Origin of the sequence: Pseudorhodoplanes sp. (genome assembly GCF_035565795.1) — a bacterium.
Classification (GTDB): Bacteria; Pseudomonadota; Alphaproteobacteria; order Rhizobiales; family Xanthobacteraceae; genus Pseudorhodoplanes.
The window spans coordinates 1-16099 of the sequence record NZ_DATMRV010000208.1; the positions used below are offsets into that span (position 1 = coordinate 1).

A 16099-nucleotide genomic window follows, 5' to 3' on the forward strand; every position below is an offset into this window, starting at 1 on the left:
CCGAACAGGATCGCGTCCGCGGCTTCGATTTCGGCCCAGGTTTCGTCGCGCAGCAGCGAGCCATGCGCGCGCCAGGCCGGGATGCCAAAATGCTCCTCGCGCAAATCGACGGCAAGGCCGCGATGCGTGGCGAACCATTCCACGACGCGGCGTGCCTGCGCGAGGATTTCCGGCCCGATGCCATCGCCGGGAAGGATCAGAAGCCGCTTGGGCATACCATCAGGCGTCGTACCGTGTGCCATGTCGTCCCGATCAGTTGTTACACCGGCCGAGCGACTGTCGTTCGCATCCAGGCCTGTGACGGAGGGCGTAGCGTTCTGCCTTTTCCGTGGTCAAGCCGACGTTTGGTCTGCCAACCGACGCTGAGCCGCTTCGCGTGCAGCGAAGGCCGGCATCACCTCTTGCGCGAACAGTTTCATCGAAGACGATGACTGTTCGAAGGACATCGTGCCGAACATCATCTGCGCGAGCACATAATTGACGCCGCTGTCGGCGTGAAGCGTCCTGATGTAATCGCGCACGGTTGACGGCGATCCCGCGACGCCATGGCCGATCGCCTCGAGTTCATCCCATGTTTTCGGGTAGACCTGCGTCAACGGGAATGCGATGCCGGAGCGCGCCCACAGCATCTCGATGGCCTCGCGCCACACGGCATAGGCGGGGCGCGCGATGTCTTTCGCATCCTTGTCGGTTGCGGCAACGACGATGTGCCGCGTGATGCCCATCATCGGAATATCGGCCGCGCTGCGGCCAAGCTCCCCCCATTCCTTGCGGTAGCGTTCGGTAATCGCTTTCGCGCGGGCGGCAGGGCCAAGCGAGACGACATTGACCGAGTTGGGTGCCGCCCAGCCGACGGCATCGGCATTCGGCGCGCCATACCAGATCGGCGGATGCGGGCGCTGCACCGGTCTGTTCTGCACGAGGTAATCCTTGAACGCGTAATACTTGCCCTCGAAGTTCAGTACATCCGCCTCACACGCCTTCATGATGACCGCGAAGGCCTCGTGATACATCGCGGGCGCATGTGCCGAATCGATGCCGTAGCGCTGATGCTCGACAAGTGCGGCGCCTCGACCGACGCCGAACATCAGTCGGCCGTTGCTCATGTGGTCGAGCATGCAGACTTCTTCGTAGACGCGCAGCGGATGATACATCGGCAGCACATAGACCAGCGGGCCGATGCGAAGCCGTTTCGTGCGCTGGAACGCGGCGGATACGAACACGCTCGGCGATGGCACCCAGCCCAGCGGCGTCGCATGATGTTCCGCCATGTGGAAGCCGTAGAAGCCCTCGCGATCCATGATCTCGACGAGCTTCAGCCGTTTCTCCAGCATCTCGCCGAGCGGAGACCCGTCGCTGTCCAGGTGATCGAAAACTCCGAACGTCAGCACGCGCGCGCCCCTTCCCTGCCATGTCTTGCTTTTGTTGCGCCAGACAATCTCAAAGGCATCGCGAGTTCAAGCGCGCCACGCGCATGACTCCGTCCCGGCGAGCGCTCATCGGCGCTCGATCACTCGCTTTTCGGTTCTTGCGGCGGAGCGGCGCGCGACACCATCAGGATCCCGATCGCGGTCACGACGACGCCAATCAGCGCAGGCAGCACGGCTTCGGTAAGCCAGTGCACCGATCGCGACATCATCGCGGTTCCGAGAAAGCAGATGATGACAAAGACGACACCGATAACGATCAGAATGACGCCAAGGATTCTCATGCGTGCAGGCTCCCCACCGGCCACGGTATTGTAACACGAGTGTCCCGGTATGCGGCCTACATTCTCACAGTCGCGTGAGACGCGCTCAAAGCGGGCTCCGCCTTGAACCGGATCGCCCCTCACCGCGACCCATTCACATCAGGGACGCGATACCCGCTCCCAACACAGAGAAGGGGACTTCGCAATGATCCGCAACACCATCCTCGGCCTGACCGCTGCCGCCGCCCTCGCCGTCACCGCGCTCGCTCCGACCGCCGCATCCGCGCATTATTACGGTGGCTACGGCTACAAGTCGTATCACTACGCCCCGACCTACTCGTATAGCTACGGCTACAAGTCTTACGACTACGGCTACAAGTCGTACGGCTACGGCTACAAGTCCTACGGTTACTAAGATTTCCGCCTGACCCGGCGTGCGAAACCCGGCCTCATCCGAGGCCGGGTTTTCCTTTTCCGAATGCCAGCAGACTTCCGACCGAAGCAGAAAGAACCACGGCGATCACGGTGCCGTGAGATTGCAAAAAAACAGACGGAGCTTTGAACCAAACGGCCTCTTCAAAAGACCCATACACATCAGGGACGCGATACCCGCTCCCGACACAGACAAGGGGACTTCGCCATGATCCGCAACACCATTCTCGGCCTGACCGCTGCTGCCGCTCTTACCGTTGCCGCTCTCGCTCCGACCACTGCATCCGCCCATTATTACGGTGGCGGCTACAATTCGTACCACTACACCCCGTCCTATTCTTACGGCCACAGCTACGGCTACAAGTCCTACGACTACGGGTACAAGTCATACGGCTACGGTTACGGCTACAAGTCCTACGGCTACTGAGATTTCGCCGGTCCAAGGCCGCATCGCAAAACCCGGTCTCTCCCGAGACCGGGTTCTTGCATTTCACGCAAGTACAGAGCCCTGTCTCCGGAGATCGCCCGACAACCGTCGCCGATCATCGCTGCTGCGGCCAGCGCCGCGGATGACCAGGAATCCGTTGAAACCTGCGCGGTTCACGGCTATTGGGCCGGCTCATGACCAAGGAAAACGCCATGTCCGACGAGGATCTCAAAGCCGAACTCGAGCGGCTGAAAAGCGAGAACGCCGCGCTGAAGAAAGCGCAGGGCAGCACCCGCATCAAGGTCAGCGACAAGGGCGGTGTTTCAGTCTACGGGCTCGGCCGCTTTCCGGTCACGCTCTACAAAGAGCAATGGCTCAAGCTGCTGGCCATGTCCGACGAGATCCGCTCCTTCATCACGGCAAACGAAGTGCAATTAAAGAGCAAAGAGTGAGCGAGGCCGGAGCCATTCCATGAACTGGGGCTCGTTGGTGGAACAGGCCGTTGCGGTCGGGCTGACGCAACTCGCCGTCGTGGTGTTCGTCGTCGGTGTCGTTGTCGGCATCGCGGTCGTTGCCCTGCGCGGGCGAGGCAACAACTGACGCCAACGCCGTCAGTCGTTCCAGGTATCGCAACTCGCGAAACGTCCGTAGCCGAGGTCCACGGTGCAAGGGTAATAAACGTTCGGCCGGTAGGGCCGCCCGTTGCGATCGAATGAAGGATCGGCCCAGGGCAACTGACGATGCGCGAAGGCCGGCGCGGCCTGCGGATGGCGGATCACCCTCTGCTGGTGGCGAACGGGTTTCTTCACGCGCTCGCTCTTCGACACAGCATCGCCCCTGGGAGCGGCCGACACCGGTCCGATGCTTGCTGCGAGACCCAAAACGGTCGCAGCCGCAACCAATGCTTTCAAAGCCATTGTCATAACCGACCTCCGATCGCCGCCCACATGGCATATAGGCAATCGTCGAAGCTCACCATTGTCGAAAAGCGCAAAAATCGAGTGAGGCGCGGACCTTAATTTTCCGGTTCACAACACGAGATCATGCTTGCCGCGATGATGCTCTCGCGGGCAACCGGGAGTACACTCCGTCAAAATATGAGTCGGGTTCACCGAATGTCCGGTCGCGTTTTGCCTGCCAAAGCTGTTCTGCAAGACCAGCGGCGCCGTACCACGGCCAACTGGAACCGCCTTCTGGTGCGGCCAATCCGGATGCCGGACGGAACGCTGCTGTTCACTCTGAAAGATGCAGCCCAGCGCCTGATCGAGATGCCGTCGACCCCCTCGACGCGGGTCGCCGCGGAGCGGATTATGGACGCTGCCCTGCACGAGGGAGACATGCCGGCAACCCACGCGGCTGTGCGCCTCGCGCTCCTGTCGCGTGAATGACAGCTGGGTGCCTTCGCGCACGCGAAAGGGCTTGCGTAATCGTCGTCGCAAAATTTCCGGATCGGAACACTCAGCTCTCCGGCAGCATTAGGTCTTGGTCGGCGCTTGTTCGGAGCGCCCTGCCCAATGCACAAGGAGTTCCTCATGTTCAAGAAGATCGCGATAGTCGGGGCTGCCAGTCTGCTCGCGGTGTCGATTGCTTCGGCGCAAACAAGTGCACCGTCGGGGACCGCCGGCGGAGCGGTCGGGACATCGAAGAGCGGCAAGGCCGAGCGAGCGACGACCGGCGTCGCACCCAAGAAGGGCGCAGCCAAAGCGCAGAGGGGCCAGAGTTCGCCAGAATCGACCGCAGGCGGCGCAGCCGGTACGTCGAAGACCGGCACCGAACGAAATCCAACCGGAATGCGCTGACACGTATCAAAGCCCCGCCACGTTACGCGGTGGGGCTTTTGGTTCGTTGCCCACCCGGCTCGCAGCCGTCGGAAAAATCGCGCCAGAACGCGCTAGGGCACGCGCAAAGGCCATTTTGGGAGCGGTGGCGCATGGGCACGATCCGGCAAACCAGAAGACCACCGAACGCGATATGCCGACGGTGGCCGAACTGGCCGACCGCTTCATGGCCGACCGCTTCATGGCCGACCGCTTCATGGCCGACCACGTTCGGGCCAAGCGGAAGGCCGGAACGGCCCAGTCATACCGCAATATTCTGGACGGATCGTGAAGCCCGCGTTGGGGACCACCAAGGCTGACAACCTGTCGCGCGCGCAAGTCAGCAAGCTCCATTCCTCGCTCGCCAACACAACATTTCAAGCCAATCGCACGCTGGCGGTGGTCGGAAGCATGTACGCCTTCGCGAGCCGCCTTGTGTAACTACCGGCTATCGCTCGTTCCGAGGGGCCGAGATGATACGATTGCGCAGGATACCAATGCCGACGGCTTCCATCTCGATGACCATCCCCGGTTCCAGGGTGCGATCGAGTTCGAGACAGCACCCGCCGTCCATTGTGCCGGAGGCAAATACATCGCCCGGGAAGATCGTTTCTCCGCGCGACGCGTTCTCAACGATCTGCGGCCAAGAGAACTTCATGCCGCTGGTGTGCCCTCTCGACCACTCACGCCCGTCGACCCTGAGGATCATCGTGATGTCATGCGGATTGATCTCATCGAGAGTGACAATGCACGGGCCGAGGACATTGCCGTAGTCGAAATCTTTGCTTTTCCCTGGCCCGGCGCCGATGCGCCCTTCGTCTGCCTGAATGTCCCGCGCGCTGAAGTCATTGTAGATCGTAATGCCTGCGACGTAGTCCATGGCATCGGCCGCAGCGATGTCCCGTCCTGCCCGCGCAATCACCAGAGCGAGTTCGAATTCGAAATCCAGTCTCTGCGAGTAAGAGGGCCAGACGATATCCTGACCAGGATCGGCGAGACCGCAGTGATTGCGGTTTGTGTAGGTTGGCATTTGATACCAGAGTTCGGGCATCTCAAGCCCGCGCGCGGCCATCGCCTGCTTCTTGTGCGCCTCATAAACAAGATAATCCTTCAGCCGGCGCGGACGAAGCGGCGTGCACAGACGATACTCGGATACGCGATAAATCGCTCGCGCACCAAAAGATGAAACCGCTTCGTGATCAAGATCGTCAGCAAAGGACAGTGCGGTCTCTGCTGCTTCACGTGACATTGGCCAGCGCGACAGAAATTCGGCCATGTCCGGCGGGATGATGCTCTCGGCCAACGCAGTCGCAGCGCCGACACCGCGCCGGTGCAACCACCACGCGTAAACAGCGGAAAGGTCAACAACGGACCCGGCGCGCAAGGCACCAACGCGCTCGACAGCGCCGAGCGGCGTGTTCAGGCTGAACGTAACCAGTTTCATAACTTCGGATCGAACTCGCACATGGGACTTGTCGCAAGGCGCTGGCGCATATTAAACTGACTGATCGATCAGTCAATTTTGAGCGTTGAAGACGCCTTTCGCTCGAAAGACAAGAAAGCGAAGTTGAGGGACGGATGCCGGAGCGAGCGGTGCGCGGTGTGACGCTGCGGTACGAGATCATTGGTGACGACGGTCCTGCAATAGCGCTCAATCCCGGCGCAAGACGTCCCTATGACGAACTGGTTGGCCTATCCGAGCGGATTGCGGAACACGGCTATCGCGTCCTGCTGCACGACCGCCGCAACTGCGGCCGCTCACAACTCGCAATTGAGCCGGGGGGCTCGGAGCACGAGATATGGGCGGACGACCTCTATCATCTTTGTAATGACCTCGGCCTGGCGCCGGTGTTTGTCGGAGGCGCATCGGCAGGTGCGCGCCTCGCGCTATTATTCGCGCTGCGGCATCCCGGCGCCGTTCGCGGATTGCTTTTGTGGCGCGTCACCGGCGGGCATCATGCCGCGCACACGCTGGCCGACGACTATTACGGGCAGTACATCGCGCTCGCGAATAGCGGCGGCATGGCGGCGGTCTGTGCATCACCGCACTTCGCCGAGTGCATTCGCGTCCGTCCGAAAGGCCGTGACGAGTTGATGCAGATCGATGTGAAAAAGTTCGTCGAGGTCATGGAAACTTGGCGACAGGCATTCATTCACTCGGCCAGCCTGCCGGTGATCGGCGCCACGGAAGATCAACTGAAATCCCTGGCCCTGCCGATCTGCCTGATCCCCGGCAATGACCGGATTCATGACCCGGCCGCCGCCCGGAAGATCGCCGCGCTGGCCCCTCAGATCACCCTCTACGAGGGCGTGGTCGAGGACGGGCCTTACGGCAATCTCAAGGAGCACTGGGATCCGGACGAGTGGCACGCCGCGGAGCCGAAATTGGCTGCGATCTTCGCGGGCTTTCTCGAAGCCCAGTCTTCCCTGCCCGCTCGACTTCATGGCGCCGCACGCTGAGGGTCGAGCCCACACAATGCTCGAAAGCTCTACCACGGAGTAAAATCATGAAAGCTCTTGGCACATGTCTCGCCTTGATCGGCGTGTTGGCGATGTCCGCCTCAGCGAGTGCGCAAACCTATCCCGATAGACCGGTGAAGGTGATCGTTCCCTATACAGCCGGCGGTGGGACCGACACTGTTGCCCGGGCGATCTCACAGCGCCTGTCGGAAAAATGGGGACAGCCCGTTGTGGTGGAGAACAGGCCCGGAGCCGGTACGACGCTCGGCACTGACGCCGTCGTGAAGGCGGCTCCCGATGGCTACACGCTTCTGTTCTCGGACAGCGCGTCGTTCGTCATCAATCCGCACATCTACGAAAAGCTGCCCTTCGATCCGCTCAGAGATCTCGCACCCATTGCTCTTGGAGTGCATCTCGCACCGGTGCTTGCGGTCTCGAACGAAGCGCCGGGTAAATCAATGGCGGAGCTGCTCGCTTTTGCCAAACAGAACCCCGGCAAGCTGACCTATGCAAGCCCCGGCGTCGGTTCTTATCCGCACGTCGCGTTGGAATATCTGAAGCATCTGACAGGCACAGATATTCAGCACATCCCGTATAAGGGATCGTCCGCCGCGGTGACTGATCTGATCTCGAACCGCCTGACCATGTATATGGTGACTTATTCAGTATTCGACGCGCTCGAAAAGGACGGCAAACTCCGCATCCTTGCCTCTGCTACCGACAAGCGGCTGCCCAATCGCCAGGATCTGCCAACGATTGCCGAAACGGTGAAGGACTATGTGATCAATGTCTGGTTCGGGTTCGCTGCTCCCAAAGGGACGCCGGAGCCGATCCTCGACAAGATCCACGCTGATGTGGCCGAAATCCTGAAGCAACCGGAGTTCGTCGAAGGGGTGCTGAAACCGCAGACCTTCATCGCTGGAAACCTTACGCGCCGCGAATTCGCGGACCTGATCAAGGAAGAGCACGAAAAGTGGAAGCTGCTCGTCCAGATCTCAAAAGCAAAAATCCCCTAGTGGAGACAGAAGAGTGCGCTTCATCGACTTGAGTGTGACGATACGCAATCAATCTTTCGAGCCCGGTGGCCCCGAAATCGTGAGAATGAATCACGTCGAGGCCGCGAGAAGGCGGGCGGCCGACTTTAATTTCCTGCCGAGCGGCTACCCCGACGGAATGGCATTGGCCCATGAGCGTGTAACCCTTTCCGCTCACGGCGGCACGCATGTCGATGCACCGCTGCATTACGGACCGCTTTGCGAGGGAAAGCCAGCCAAGAGCATCGAGGAGGTGCCGCTCGAATGGTGTTACGGGCCGGGCGTTTGCCTCGACTTCTCGCACAAGAAGCCGGCCGAATTCATTGATCGTGCTGACCTTCAACAGGCGCTCGCCAAAATCGGCCACACGCTCTCGCCGGGCGAGATCGTGTTGCTTCGCACCGACACGGACAAACATTTCGACAATCCGGAATTTCCGAACCTGCAACCGGGCCTGCATCCCGACGGATGCCATTATCTTCTCGATCAGGGAATCAAGATGATCGGCATCGATGCATGGGGGCTGGACAGAGCGCCTCGTGACATGGCTGCCGACCACAAGAAGGGGATCCCAAACTCGCTGTGGCCCACACACATGATCGGGCGGACGCGCGAATACCTGCAGATTGAACGACTGGCCAATCTCGAAGCCCTGCCGCCGACCGGCTTCACGGTGGTTGCTTTTCCGGTCAAGATCGAGCAAGGCACGGCAGGATGGTCCCGCGTCGTCGCTATCATCGATGATTGAACCTTGGCGTGAGTGTCCCGGAGCAACATGAAACGTCGACGCTCGCGCGCCGCCGCGGGGGACGCTCGCGACACGATCCTCGATTCCGCAGAGCGGGTCTTCGCGCTCCACGGCTATGACGGCGCGTCGATGCGCATGATTGCCCTCGGCGCGGGCGTCGCCCAAGCTTTGCTCCATTATCATTTTTCGACCAAAGGCAAGCTGTACGAAGCGATGTTTGAGCGCCGCGCGGGCGTGATCAACGCGTTCCGTGAGAAGCGGCTCGAGGAGTTGCTGGCAGGTCCAAAGCCGCCGACGCTTGAAGCGTTGATCGACGTGCTTCTGCAGCCGTCCCCGGCGTGGCTTGGCAGCGAGGCCCAGTCCGGTGAATATTTTGCGTCAGTCGTGGGCGCAGTGTCGATTGCTTCGGATGCGCGCTCGAAAAAGCTGATGAAACGATACTACGACCCGATCGCTATGCGGTTCATTATCGCCTTCATGCAGGTGGTCCCCGGATTAAAAAAGAAGGACGCCGTGTGGGCCTATCTTTTTGCGCTTGGCGCACGTCTTCAAATGAGTTCATCCAATGAGCGCAGCATGCGGCTGGGCGGAATGCGCGGTTTGCCAAAAGCCGCAAATGTCCAGCGGGACTACATCCGCTTCGTCGCGCATGGAATTCGCGGCATCGCGTATGGCGCCGACGCGAAACTATAGTCCATTCAAAGCGCGGATTTCGAACGCTGTCAGATTCGAATGCTAACAGACGAGGCGGCCATCAGGCTGCGGCGGAAAATGACCGCATGATCTCCGCCTGCCACTGAGGATCGAGGTTGCCGTAGCTGCTGAAGGTTGTCAGGACGCGCTCGTGACCCGAATTCTGGGGGCAGAAAATCCGCTCAGAAATTCTGAATGAAAATCAATCAGTTACATGGTACAGCTGGGTGGACTCGAACCACCGACCTCCTGATCCACAGTCAGGCGCTCTAACCAACTGAGCTACAGCTGCATCGGACGCGGGTGACGGCCCAACGGGCGATCCGCGAAAGACGGCCGGAAACTAGGGGCTCGGCACCGGTTTGGCAAGCAATCAGCGCGCTCCATGTTGAAGCGTTTGCGGGGCGTCCCGTGCCGGGTTCCGGGGCCGCGCATTGCCGCAAGAAAAAGCCCGGGCAAACGGCCCGGGCTCACATTTCAACGCAACGCTACCGACTCGGGGGTCAGGCGGCCTTGTTGAAGGCGGTCGTCATCCCGGACTTGAGCGGCTCGAACGACTCGGTCGCAACCTTCTGGGCAAGCGCCGTCAGATCCTTCGACTGCGCGGTGGCGGTTTCGAACTGTTTACGCGTGTGGGCGGTCGTCAGTTCAATCATCTCCGACACCGACTTCGCGGTCATCAGCTGGCTATAGAAATCGAACGCGGCATTCGTATTCGCGCGCGCGGCGTCGATCAGGGCAAGGCCGTAATCGGAAGCACCCTTGGTCGCGGTCGAGTAGCTGGTCTCGATCATGTCGGTCGCGTCTTCGGTGACCGCCTTCATCTTTTCCCAGTTGTCCTTCGCCTGCGAAACGCTCTTCTCCGCGAATTCGCGAAACGCGGCCGGAACTTCCATCTTCGGCATTTCGAAATTGGGCATCTCGAAAGTCGGCATATCGAAAGCCGACTTTTTCGACTTAACGCTGGCCTCAGTCATGACTCGTCCTTCCAGGGGGTGGCAGGGCTGGCTGCAATTGCAAATTTAGCACTGATCATGGTGCGCCGCAACAAATTTGTTGCGTCGCATCATTTTTTCCAGTATCTTCCTGCACTTAGCCGGGGTCGCGGCACAATCGGGGCAAATTTAGAGCGGCTTTTGGCTGGCATCCTTGGCGAGCTGCGCGGCAGCGTCGGCCAGGTCCTTCGTCTGCTCATTGAGCGCCTGAACCTGCGCTTTCAGATATTCCGTCTGCAAGCGCACCACTTCCCCGACGTCCTTCGCCTTGACGAGTTTCTGCGCGAATTCGAACGAGGCGGCCATGTTGCGCTCCGCGTAGCTCATGGCGCGACCACCGACATCCATGGCGCCGCTACGGGCAGCCTGGGCACGCCCCTCGAAATCGGCAACCGCCTCGTGCGCCGCCGAGATGAAGCGCTCAAAGGCCTGACGCGCCTGCTCCATGCTTTGTTCGGCGAACTTGCGCATATCCGCCGGCACTTCGAACGGCTTCATGGTGTCCATGGTCGTCCCCGTACAAATGAATGAACAATCAGCAAGCCACTTTGCATAGTAACACGGGACGCCCGAGACTGTTTCGCTGACCGTTCGAATTCAAAGGCCAACGCCGGCGAAGTTAAGGTTATCCGCGGCGGCCTTGGCCGCCCACATGGACGCGGGAGGCACCGCCGACTATTAAGAATCGCTTAAAATGCAATGCCTTGGAGCGAGACAGCGGACCTTGCGCGACCGACGATGAGCCGAGCGCCCTACCATATGCTGCACAACGCCGCTGTCGCTGCGCATGCAAGCAGCCCGCGTCCCGCATGGCTGTTTGCGAGCGACGGCTCCGGGCTGCTGTTTGCAAACGCGGCGGGCGCCGCAGCACTCGGATTTGCGAAGTATCAAGACATCGAGCGCTTTGCCCTCCCGCCCGACCTCGCAGCGCGCATCGCGCGCAGTGCGGAGACGTTACGTCCCGGAGGCCAGCCACGTCTTGAGCGCCTGCGCGGTCTCGGCGCGGCTTTCGGTCAGCCGCTCACCTGCACCTGCGCGCGCATCAAGCACGAGACCGGCTCGGCCCTGCTCGTTGCCGCGACCGAAGCCGCCACAACCACACCGACGCTGCGCGAACGCGCGCGCTACCTGATCGAGGGCAACGGCGCGGCCGCGGCTTTTGGACCGGACGGTACCCTGATACACGCGACGGCGGACGCAGCACATCTCATCTGTAGCACGGCAACCGTCAGCGATCTCGGCGACGGTGTCGAGATGCTGGGGGTCGGCGAGGGTGTGGATGCACTGACGCTCGCCTTCTTTCCGGCGAATTCGCAACCGATCACATCTCCTTCGAGGGTCGCGAGTGCGCAGCCCGCTCTTCTCGATCTCTCACCCATTGCCGAGGCGATCACCGCGATGACCAAGGCGCCGCCGCATCGCAACGGTCGTGACGCTGCCTTAAAGGGCGCCTCTTCATCGTCCGCCATGACGAAGAGCAGCGAAGCGTCCGGACGGCGACACCCGCTGCGGTTCTTCTGGGAAACGGATGCCGAGAACCGCTTCACCATCAAGGGCGACGAATTCCTGGCCCTGTCGGGCGTCCGCACCACCAATCTGCTTGGCCGGTTCTGGGGCGAGATATCGGCAAAACTCGCACTCGATCCGGACGGGCGAGTCACTAACGCGCTTGTCTCGCGCGACACCTGGAGCGGCATCGATGTGACATGGCCGACCGCTGACGGCACCGTCGCGGTGACGTTATCAGGCATCCCTGTCTTCGACCGCGATCGGATCTTCCGCGGATATCGCGGGCTGGGCGTATGGGCAGGCGAAGCGTCGGCCGATGACGAGCAGCGTGCGCCCACAAGGACGTCTTTGGAGTCACCGATATCCGAGCCGATCCTCCCGGCCAAATCGCTCGTTGCGATGCAGGCGGATCTCGAAGCCTCGACTGCGGAAGACGCCGCCGCCGATGCTCCGCGAAAAACGCACGACACGTTGGCGCGCCCGGCCAGCCCCATCGCCGTTGATGTCGAAACCGATGACTCATCGACATCAGACAGCGACGCCGTGACGGAGAGTCACACTCTCCCGAATACAGAGAATGTGGTCCCGTTCCCGTTCGCTCACGTCGATCCGAAACCTGTCGGACTCAACCCAGCCGAGCGTAGCGCGTTTCGCGATCTCGGCAGCCGGCTGAGTTCGCGGCTGAAGGGCGCCGACGAACTCGCGCGCGGCCTGATCGAAAAATCCGATCCGCGCGAGGATCCACCCTATATTCCACCGGCCATCGTCGCGACGCCGCACGCTCAACCGCATCCGCAGGCGCACGCCTTGCCCGACGCGTTCGCCGAGGACGAGACCGATCTTGCGACACAGCGGCCGGTCCTCGACAAGCTGCCCATCGGCATTCTGATCTACCGCGGCGCGAACTTCCTTTATGCCAACCGCGCCTTCCTGACATTTTCGGGCCACCCCACGCTGACGGCCTTTGCCGATGCAGGCGGCCTCGACTCGATGCATGTCGAATTCAGCGGCAGTGATGGCGAGGATGCACGGCGCCTGCGCGTCCCGGCATCGGACAGCAATTCCGCGCTGGAGGGCCAACTCGTCTCCGCGCGGGTCGATGGCGAAAGCGCAATGGTTCTCATGCTGCAGCCGGCCGCAAAGCCGGCGCAACCCGTTGCGACAGAGCGAACCGAGCTTGACCGCCTGCTCGACATTGCCGTCGATGGTGTTGTCACGGTGGACCGTACTGCGAAAATCACAAGCGCCAACGCGCGCGCGGAAAGGCTGTTCGGATATGAACCGGGTGAACTTGCAGGGCGCGCGTTCGGCGACCTCTTTGCCCCCGAAAGCGAGCGCATTGCGAAGGCGCGGCTCGATCGTCTTGTGCGCGGCGATGCGAATGCCGACAACACGGCCGACGACCTCATCGGGCGGCACCGCCAGGGTGGCCTTCTGGCCCTGCAATTGACGCTCGGCCGCGCAGACAGCGCCGGCACGCAATTCCATGCGCTGTTCCGCGACGTCACTCGCTGGAAAGACGCAGAGAAGGACATGATCGCGGCGCGCCACCAGGCTGAACAGGCGTCGGCCGCAAAGTCCGAATTCCTCGCCAAGATCAGCCACGAAATGCGTACGCCGCTGAATGCGATCATCGGCTTTTCCGAAGTGATGATGGAAGAGCGCTTCGGTCCGGTGGGCAATGAGCGCTACCGCGATTATCTGAAGGACATCAACATGTCCGGCGCGCATGTCGTCTCGCTCCTCAACGACCTGCTCGACCTGTCGAAGATCGAAGCCGGCAAGATGGAGCTGAGTTTCGAGCGCGTCGACCTGAATGAAGTGACGCAGCAATCGGTCGCGATCATGCAGGCGCAGGCAAACCGTGCGCGCGTTATCGTTCGCACCGCGCTGTCGATGAATATTCCCGGCATCGTCGCCGACACGCGTTCGGTCCGGCAGATCGTGCTGAACCTGCTCTCTAATTCGATCAAGTTCACCGCTCCCGGCGGACAGGTGATCGTTTCAACCGCGAGCGGCGAGCGCGGCGACGTCATGCTTCGAATACGCGACACCGGCGTTGGCATGAGCGAGAAAGACATCGAAACCGCGCTGCAGCCGTTCCGCCAACTCGCGACATCGTCACGCACCGACACGAACGGCACAGGGCTCGGTTTGCCGCTGACGAAGGCACTGGTCGAGGCCAACCGCGCTCGCTTCTCGATCAAGAGCGCGGTCAATGCCGGCACACTGGTCGAAATCGTATTTCCGGCGGCACGCGCTCTCGCGCAATGACCCCGGATATCGAGGCGGTTGCGCGCGAAGCGCTTGCAGCGCTGGACGAAGCCCGGCCCATTAAGCCTTTCACCACACGCTTTCCGGACCTAGACATCGCGCAAGGCGCTCGCCGCCGGCGAGATCGTGACCACCGGAACATTGACCCGCGCCTACCCCGTCCGGCCGGGCGAGGTGTGGTCAACCCGCATGGCGGGAATTCCACTGACAGGGCTCTTGCTCCGGTTTGGCTGACTTCCGCCACAGACGGCGTTAGACTTCGCGCAGGCGTGGCGAATGGAAATCGCTCCGTCCGGAGTGCGTCATGGCCAAGCTACGCATCCTGCTTGCAATTCTGGCGCTGTTCGCGGCCGCCCTCCCCGCCCGTGCGGCAGAGGCCGTCGATCTCCTTCTCGTCCTTGCCGCTGATGTGTCGCGCAGCGTCGACCAACCGAAGTTCCAGTTGCAGCGTGACGGCTACGCCGCCGCCATCACCGACGAACGCGTCATGAATGCGATCATGTCGGGGCCCAAGCGCCGGATTGCATTGTGTTTCATTGAATGGTCGGGTGCCGGCGCGCAGAAGATCGTGATCGACTGGACGCTGATCGATGGCGCGGATGCGGCACGCAAATTTGCAGACGCCCTTGTCGAGGCGCCCCGCTCGTTCGCAGATCGCACATCCATCTCGGGTGCGATCGATTTCTCCATGGAAATGCTGGAGCGCGCTCCTTATGAAGCGCCCCGACGCACGATCGATGTGTCGGGAGATGGCACGCATAATTCCGGCCGCGGCCTGCCGGCGGCGCGCGAGGATGCGCTTGCCAAGGGCGTGACCATCAACGGGCTGGTGATCCTGAGCGAGCACCCGCTGCCCTGGAATCCCGAACACACGAACCCACCCGGCGGTCTTGCAAAATACTTCCAGGACAATGTGGTTGGCGGACCGGGCGCGTTCGTCGCGGTGGCCGAAAGCTTCAAGTCATTCGGGCAGGCTCTGATCTCGAAGCTGATTGCGGAGATCGCACAAGCACCGCGGCCGTCGACAACCGGTCTCGCCCTGCGACCCTGAGGCATTTGGCTGCATCCAGAGCTTCGCAAAAGCCTCCGCGCCGAAGTGGTCGACTCTTCAACACGGAAGGGCCTTGTTTGGATTCATTCCATTCTAAATCAGACTAGAATCGTTCTAACTGGTTGATCTACTTTCGGAATTTGCCTTGACGCTGTGTGTTTCCCGGCCATTAGCTGCACAAAACTCAACCGGGAGAACACCGATGTTCAAGACCCGCATGTGGGTCGCCGCGGCCGCAAGCGCGATCGCCGTTTGTCTGCCGACCCTCGCTTCGGCCCAGGGCGAAGTGAACGTCTACACCTATCGCGAGCAGAAGCTGATCCAGCCACTTTTCGATGCCTTTACAAAGGACACCGGCATCAAGGTGAACGTCGTCTCCGCCTCTTCCGGCCTCGAACAGCGCATCAAGACCGAAGGCGCCAACAGCCCGGCCGACGTGCTGCTGACGGTCGATATCGGCCGCCTGGAAGATGCGGTGCAGGCCGGCATCACTCAGCCGATCAAGTCTGACGTGATCGAGAAGACGGTGCCCGCGCAATATCGCGATCCGGAAGGTCACTGGGCTGCTGTGTCGATGCGCGCTCGCGTGATCTACGCATCGAAGGACCGTGTGAAGCAGGACGCGATCACCTATGAGGAACTCGCCGATCCGAAATGGAAGGGCAAGATCTGCATTCGCTCCGGTCAGCATATCTACAACAACGCGCTGATCGGCGCGATGATCGCCAAGCACGGCGAGGCCAAGGCCGAAGAATGGCTGAAGGGTCTCAAGGCCAATCTCGCGCAGAAGCCGTCGGGCGGCGACCGCGAGCAGGCGCGCGACGTCGCAGCAGGCAAATGCGACCTCGGCATAGGCAACACCTATTACTGGGCGCTGATGTCCACGAACCCGAAACAGAAGGATTGGGCGGATGCGACCCGCGTGATCCTGCCGACCTTCGAGGGCGGCGGCACGCATGTGAACGTGTC

22 protein-coding genes and 1 tRNA gene are annotated in these 16099 nt (G+C 61.3%); 15 read left to right on the top strand and 8 right to left on the bottom strand.

Annotated elements, in window-relative coordinates; all coding sequences use genetic code 11:
• The 3 genes from VNZ93_RS18735 to VNZ93_RS18745 form a co-directional block, all read right to left on the bottom strand.
• Positions 1-242 (bottom strand): isocitrate/isopropylmalate family dehydrogenase (locus tag VNZ93_RS18735; protein WP_325708614.1); only part of this gene is annotated, 242 nt, incomplete at its 3' end.
• A gap of 90 nt (positions 243-332) precedes the next feature.
• Positions 333-1391: an LLM class flavin-dependent oxidoreductase gene (locus VNZ93_RS18740; protein ID WP_325708616.1), complete on the bottom strand. Its 1059-nt coding sequence runs from the start codon at positions 1389-1391 to the stop codon at positions 333-335.
• Positions 1392-1510: 119 nt separating this feature from the next.
• Positions 1511-1711, bottom strand: coding sequence for a hypothetical protein (locus tag VNZ93_RS18745; protein ID WP_325708619.1), 201 nt, complete (start codon positions 1709-1711; stop codon positions 1511-1513).
• A gap of 184 nt (positions 1712-1895) precedes the next feature.
• Between VNZ93_RS18745 and VNZ93_RS18750 the strand changes: the two genes are divergently transcribed.
• The 4 genes from VNZ93_RS18750 (at position 1896) to VNZ93_RS18765 (ending at position 3149) form a co-directional block, all read left to right on the top strand.
• Positions 1896-2105, top strand: a complete 210-nt coding sequence (locus VNZ93_RS18750; RefSeq protein ID WP_325708622.1) for a hypothetical protein — start codon at positions 1896-1898, stop codon at positions 2103-2105.
• A 225-nt stretch (positions 2106-2330) separates the two neighbouring features.
• Positions 2331-2549 (top strand): hypothetical protein, encoded by a 219-nt coding sequence (locus VNZ93_RS18755; RefSeq protein WP_325708625.1) that lies wholly within the window; start codon positions 2331-2333, stop codon positions 2547-2549.
• Positions 2550-2743: 194 nt separating this feature from the next.
• Positions 2744-3001, top strand: a complete 258-nt coding sequence (locus VNZ93_RS18760) for a hypothetical protein (protein ID WP_325708628.1) — start codon at positions 2744-2746, stop codon at positions 2999-3001.
• A 19-nt stretch (positions 3002-3020) separates the two neighbouring features.
• Positions 3021-3149, top strand: a complete 129-nt coding sequence (locus VNZ93_RS18765; protein ID WP_325708631.1) for a hypothetical protein — start codon at positions 3021-3023, stop codon at positions 3147-3149.
• Positions 3150-3160: 11 nt separating this feature from the next.
• Here the strand turns inward: VNZ93_RS18765 and VNZ93_RS18770 are convergent, their stop codons facing one another.
• The gene (locus VNZ93_RS18770) at positions 3161-3472 is read right to left on the bottom strand and encodes a hypothetical protein (protein WP_325708634.1); all 312 of its coding nucleotides are present in this window, start codon (positions 3470-3472) and stop codon (positions 3161-3163) included.
• A 192-nt stretch (positions 3473-3664) separates the two neighbouring features.
• On the opposite strand from VNZ93_RS18770, the gene VNZ93_RS18775 reads away from it, so the two are divergent.
• The 4 genes from VNZ93_RS18775 to VNZ93_RS18790 all read left to right on the top strand — a co-directional run bounded on the left by VNZ93_RS18775 (position 3665) and on the right by VNZ93_RS18790 (position 4807).
• Entirely contained in the window at positions 3665-3937 is a 273-nt protein-coding gene (locus VNZ93_RS18775; RefSeq protein ID WP_325708637.1) for a hypothetical protein, read from the top strand.
• A 144-nt stretch (positions 3938-4081) separates the two neighbouring features.
• On the top strand, positions 4082-4348 hold the full coding sequence (locus VNZ93_RS18780) for a hypothetical protein (RefSeq protein WP_325708640.1): 267 nt from the start codon (positions 4082-4084) through the stop codon (positions 4346-4348).
• 124 nt (positions 4349-4472) lie between these two features.
• Entirely contained in the window at positions 4473-4658 is a 186-nt protein-coding gene (locus tag VNZ93_RS18785) for a hypothetical protein (RefSeq protein ID WP_325708643.1), read from the top strand.
• Positions 4655-4807, top strand: a complete 153-nt coding sequence (locus VNZ93_RS18790) for a hypothetical protein (protein WP_325708646.1) — start codon at positions 4655-4657, stop codon at positions 4805-4807. Before VNZ93_RS18785 ends, VNZ93_RS18790 begins: the two co-directional genes overlap by 4 nt.
• Positions 4808-4814: 7 nt before the next feature.
• Here the strand turns inward: VNZ93_RS18790 and VNZ93_RS18795 are convergent, their stop codons facing one another.
• On the bottom strand, positions 4815-5810 hold the full coding sequence (locus tag VNZ93_RS18795) for a fumarylacetoacetate hydrolase family protein (protein WP_325708649.1): 996 nt from the start codon (positions 5808-5810) through the stop codon (positions 4815-4817).
• 134 nt (positions 5811-5944) lie between these two features.
• Between VNZ93_RS18795 and VNZ93_RS18800 the strand changes: the two genes are divergently transcribed.
• From VNZ93_RS18800 to VNZ93_RS18815, 4 genes are read left to right on the top strand one after another with little or no spacing between them, the layout of a single operon-like run.
• Positions 5945-6826, top strand: coding sequence for an alpha/beta hydrolase (locus VNZ93_RS18800; protein WP_325708652.1), 882 nt, complete (start codon positions 5945-5947; stop codon positions 6824-6826).
• On the top strand, positions 6730-7842 hold the full coding sequence (locus tag VNZ93_RS18805; protein ID WP_325708655.1) for a tripartite tricarboxylate transporter substrate binding protein: 1113 nt from the start codon (positions 6730-6732) through the stop codon (positions 7840-7842). The genes VNZ93_RS18800 and VNZ93_RS18805 overlap by 97 nt, the downstream gene beginning before the upstream one ends.
• Positions 7843-7855: 13 nt before the next feature.
• Complete coding sequence (locus VNZ93_RS18810; protein ID WP_325708658.1) at positions 7856-8608, top strand: cyclase family protein; 753 nt, start codon at positions 7856-7858, stop codon at positions 8606-8608.
• 27 nt (positions 8609-8635) lie between these two features.
• Positions 8636-9301, top strand: coding sequence for a TetR/AcrR family transcriptional regulator (locus VNZ93_RS18815; protein WP_325708660.1), 666 nt, complete (start codon positions 8636-8638; stop codon positions 9299-9301).
• Positions 9302-9516: 215 nt separating this feature from the next.
• Here VNZ93_RS18815 and VNZ93_RS18820 read toward each other — a convergent pair.
• The 3 genes from VNZ93_RS18820 to VNZ93_RS18830 all read right to left on the bottom strand — a co-directional run bounded on the left by VNZ93_RS18820 (position 9517) and on the right by VNZ93_RS18830 (position 10803).
• Positions 9517-9593: transfer RNA gene (locus VNZ93_RS18820), tRNA-His, on the bottom strand.
• A 211-nt stretch (positions 9594-9804) separates the two neighbouring features.
• A complete protein-coding gene (locus VNZ93_RS18825; protein WP_325708663.1) occupies positions 9805-10278 on the bottom strand; it encodes a phasin in 474 nt (157 codons plus the stop codon).
• Positions 10279-10425: 147 nt separating this feature from the next.
• Positions 10426-10803, bottom strand: a complete 378-nt coding sequence (locus VNZ93_RS18830) for a phasin (protein WP_325708666.1) — start codon at positions 10801-10803, stop codon at positions 10426-10428.
• A gap of 231 nt (positions 10804-11034) precedes the next feature.
• Here VNZ93_RS18830 and VNZ93_RS18835 point away from each other — a divergent pair, with 231 nt between their 5' ends.
• The 3 genes from VNZ93_RS18835 to VNZ93_RS18845 form a co-directional block, all read left to right on the top strand.
• A complete protein-coding gene (locus VNZ93_RS18835; RefSeq protein ID WP_325708668.1) occupies positions 11035-14079 on the top strand; it encodes a PAS domain-containing sensor histidine kinase in 3045 nt (1014 codons plus the stop codon).
• A 304-nt stretch (positions 14080-14383) separates the two neighbouring features.
• The gene (locus VNZ93_RS18840; protein WP_325708671.1) at positions 14384-15130 is read left to right on the top strand and encodes a DUF1194 domain-containing protein; all 747 of its coding nucleotides are present in this window, start codon (positions 14384-14386) and stop codon (positions 15128-15130) included.
• Between the two features lie 217 nt (positions 15131-15347).
• On the top strand, positions 15348-16099 hold a 752-nt coding region (locus tag VNZ93_RS18845; RefSeq protein ID WP_414710120.1), incomplete at its 3' end, for an extracellular solute-binding protein.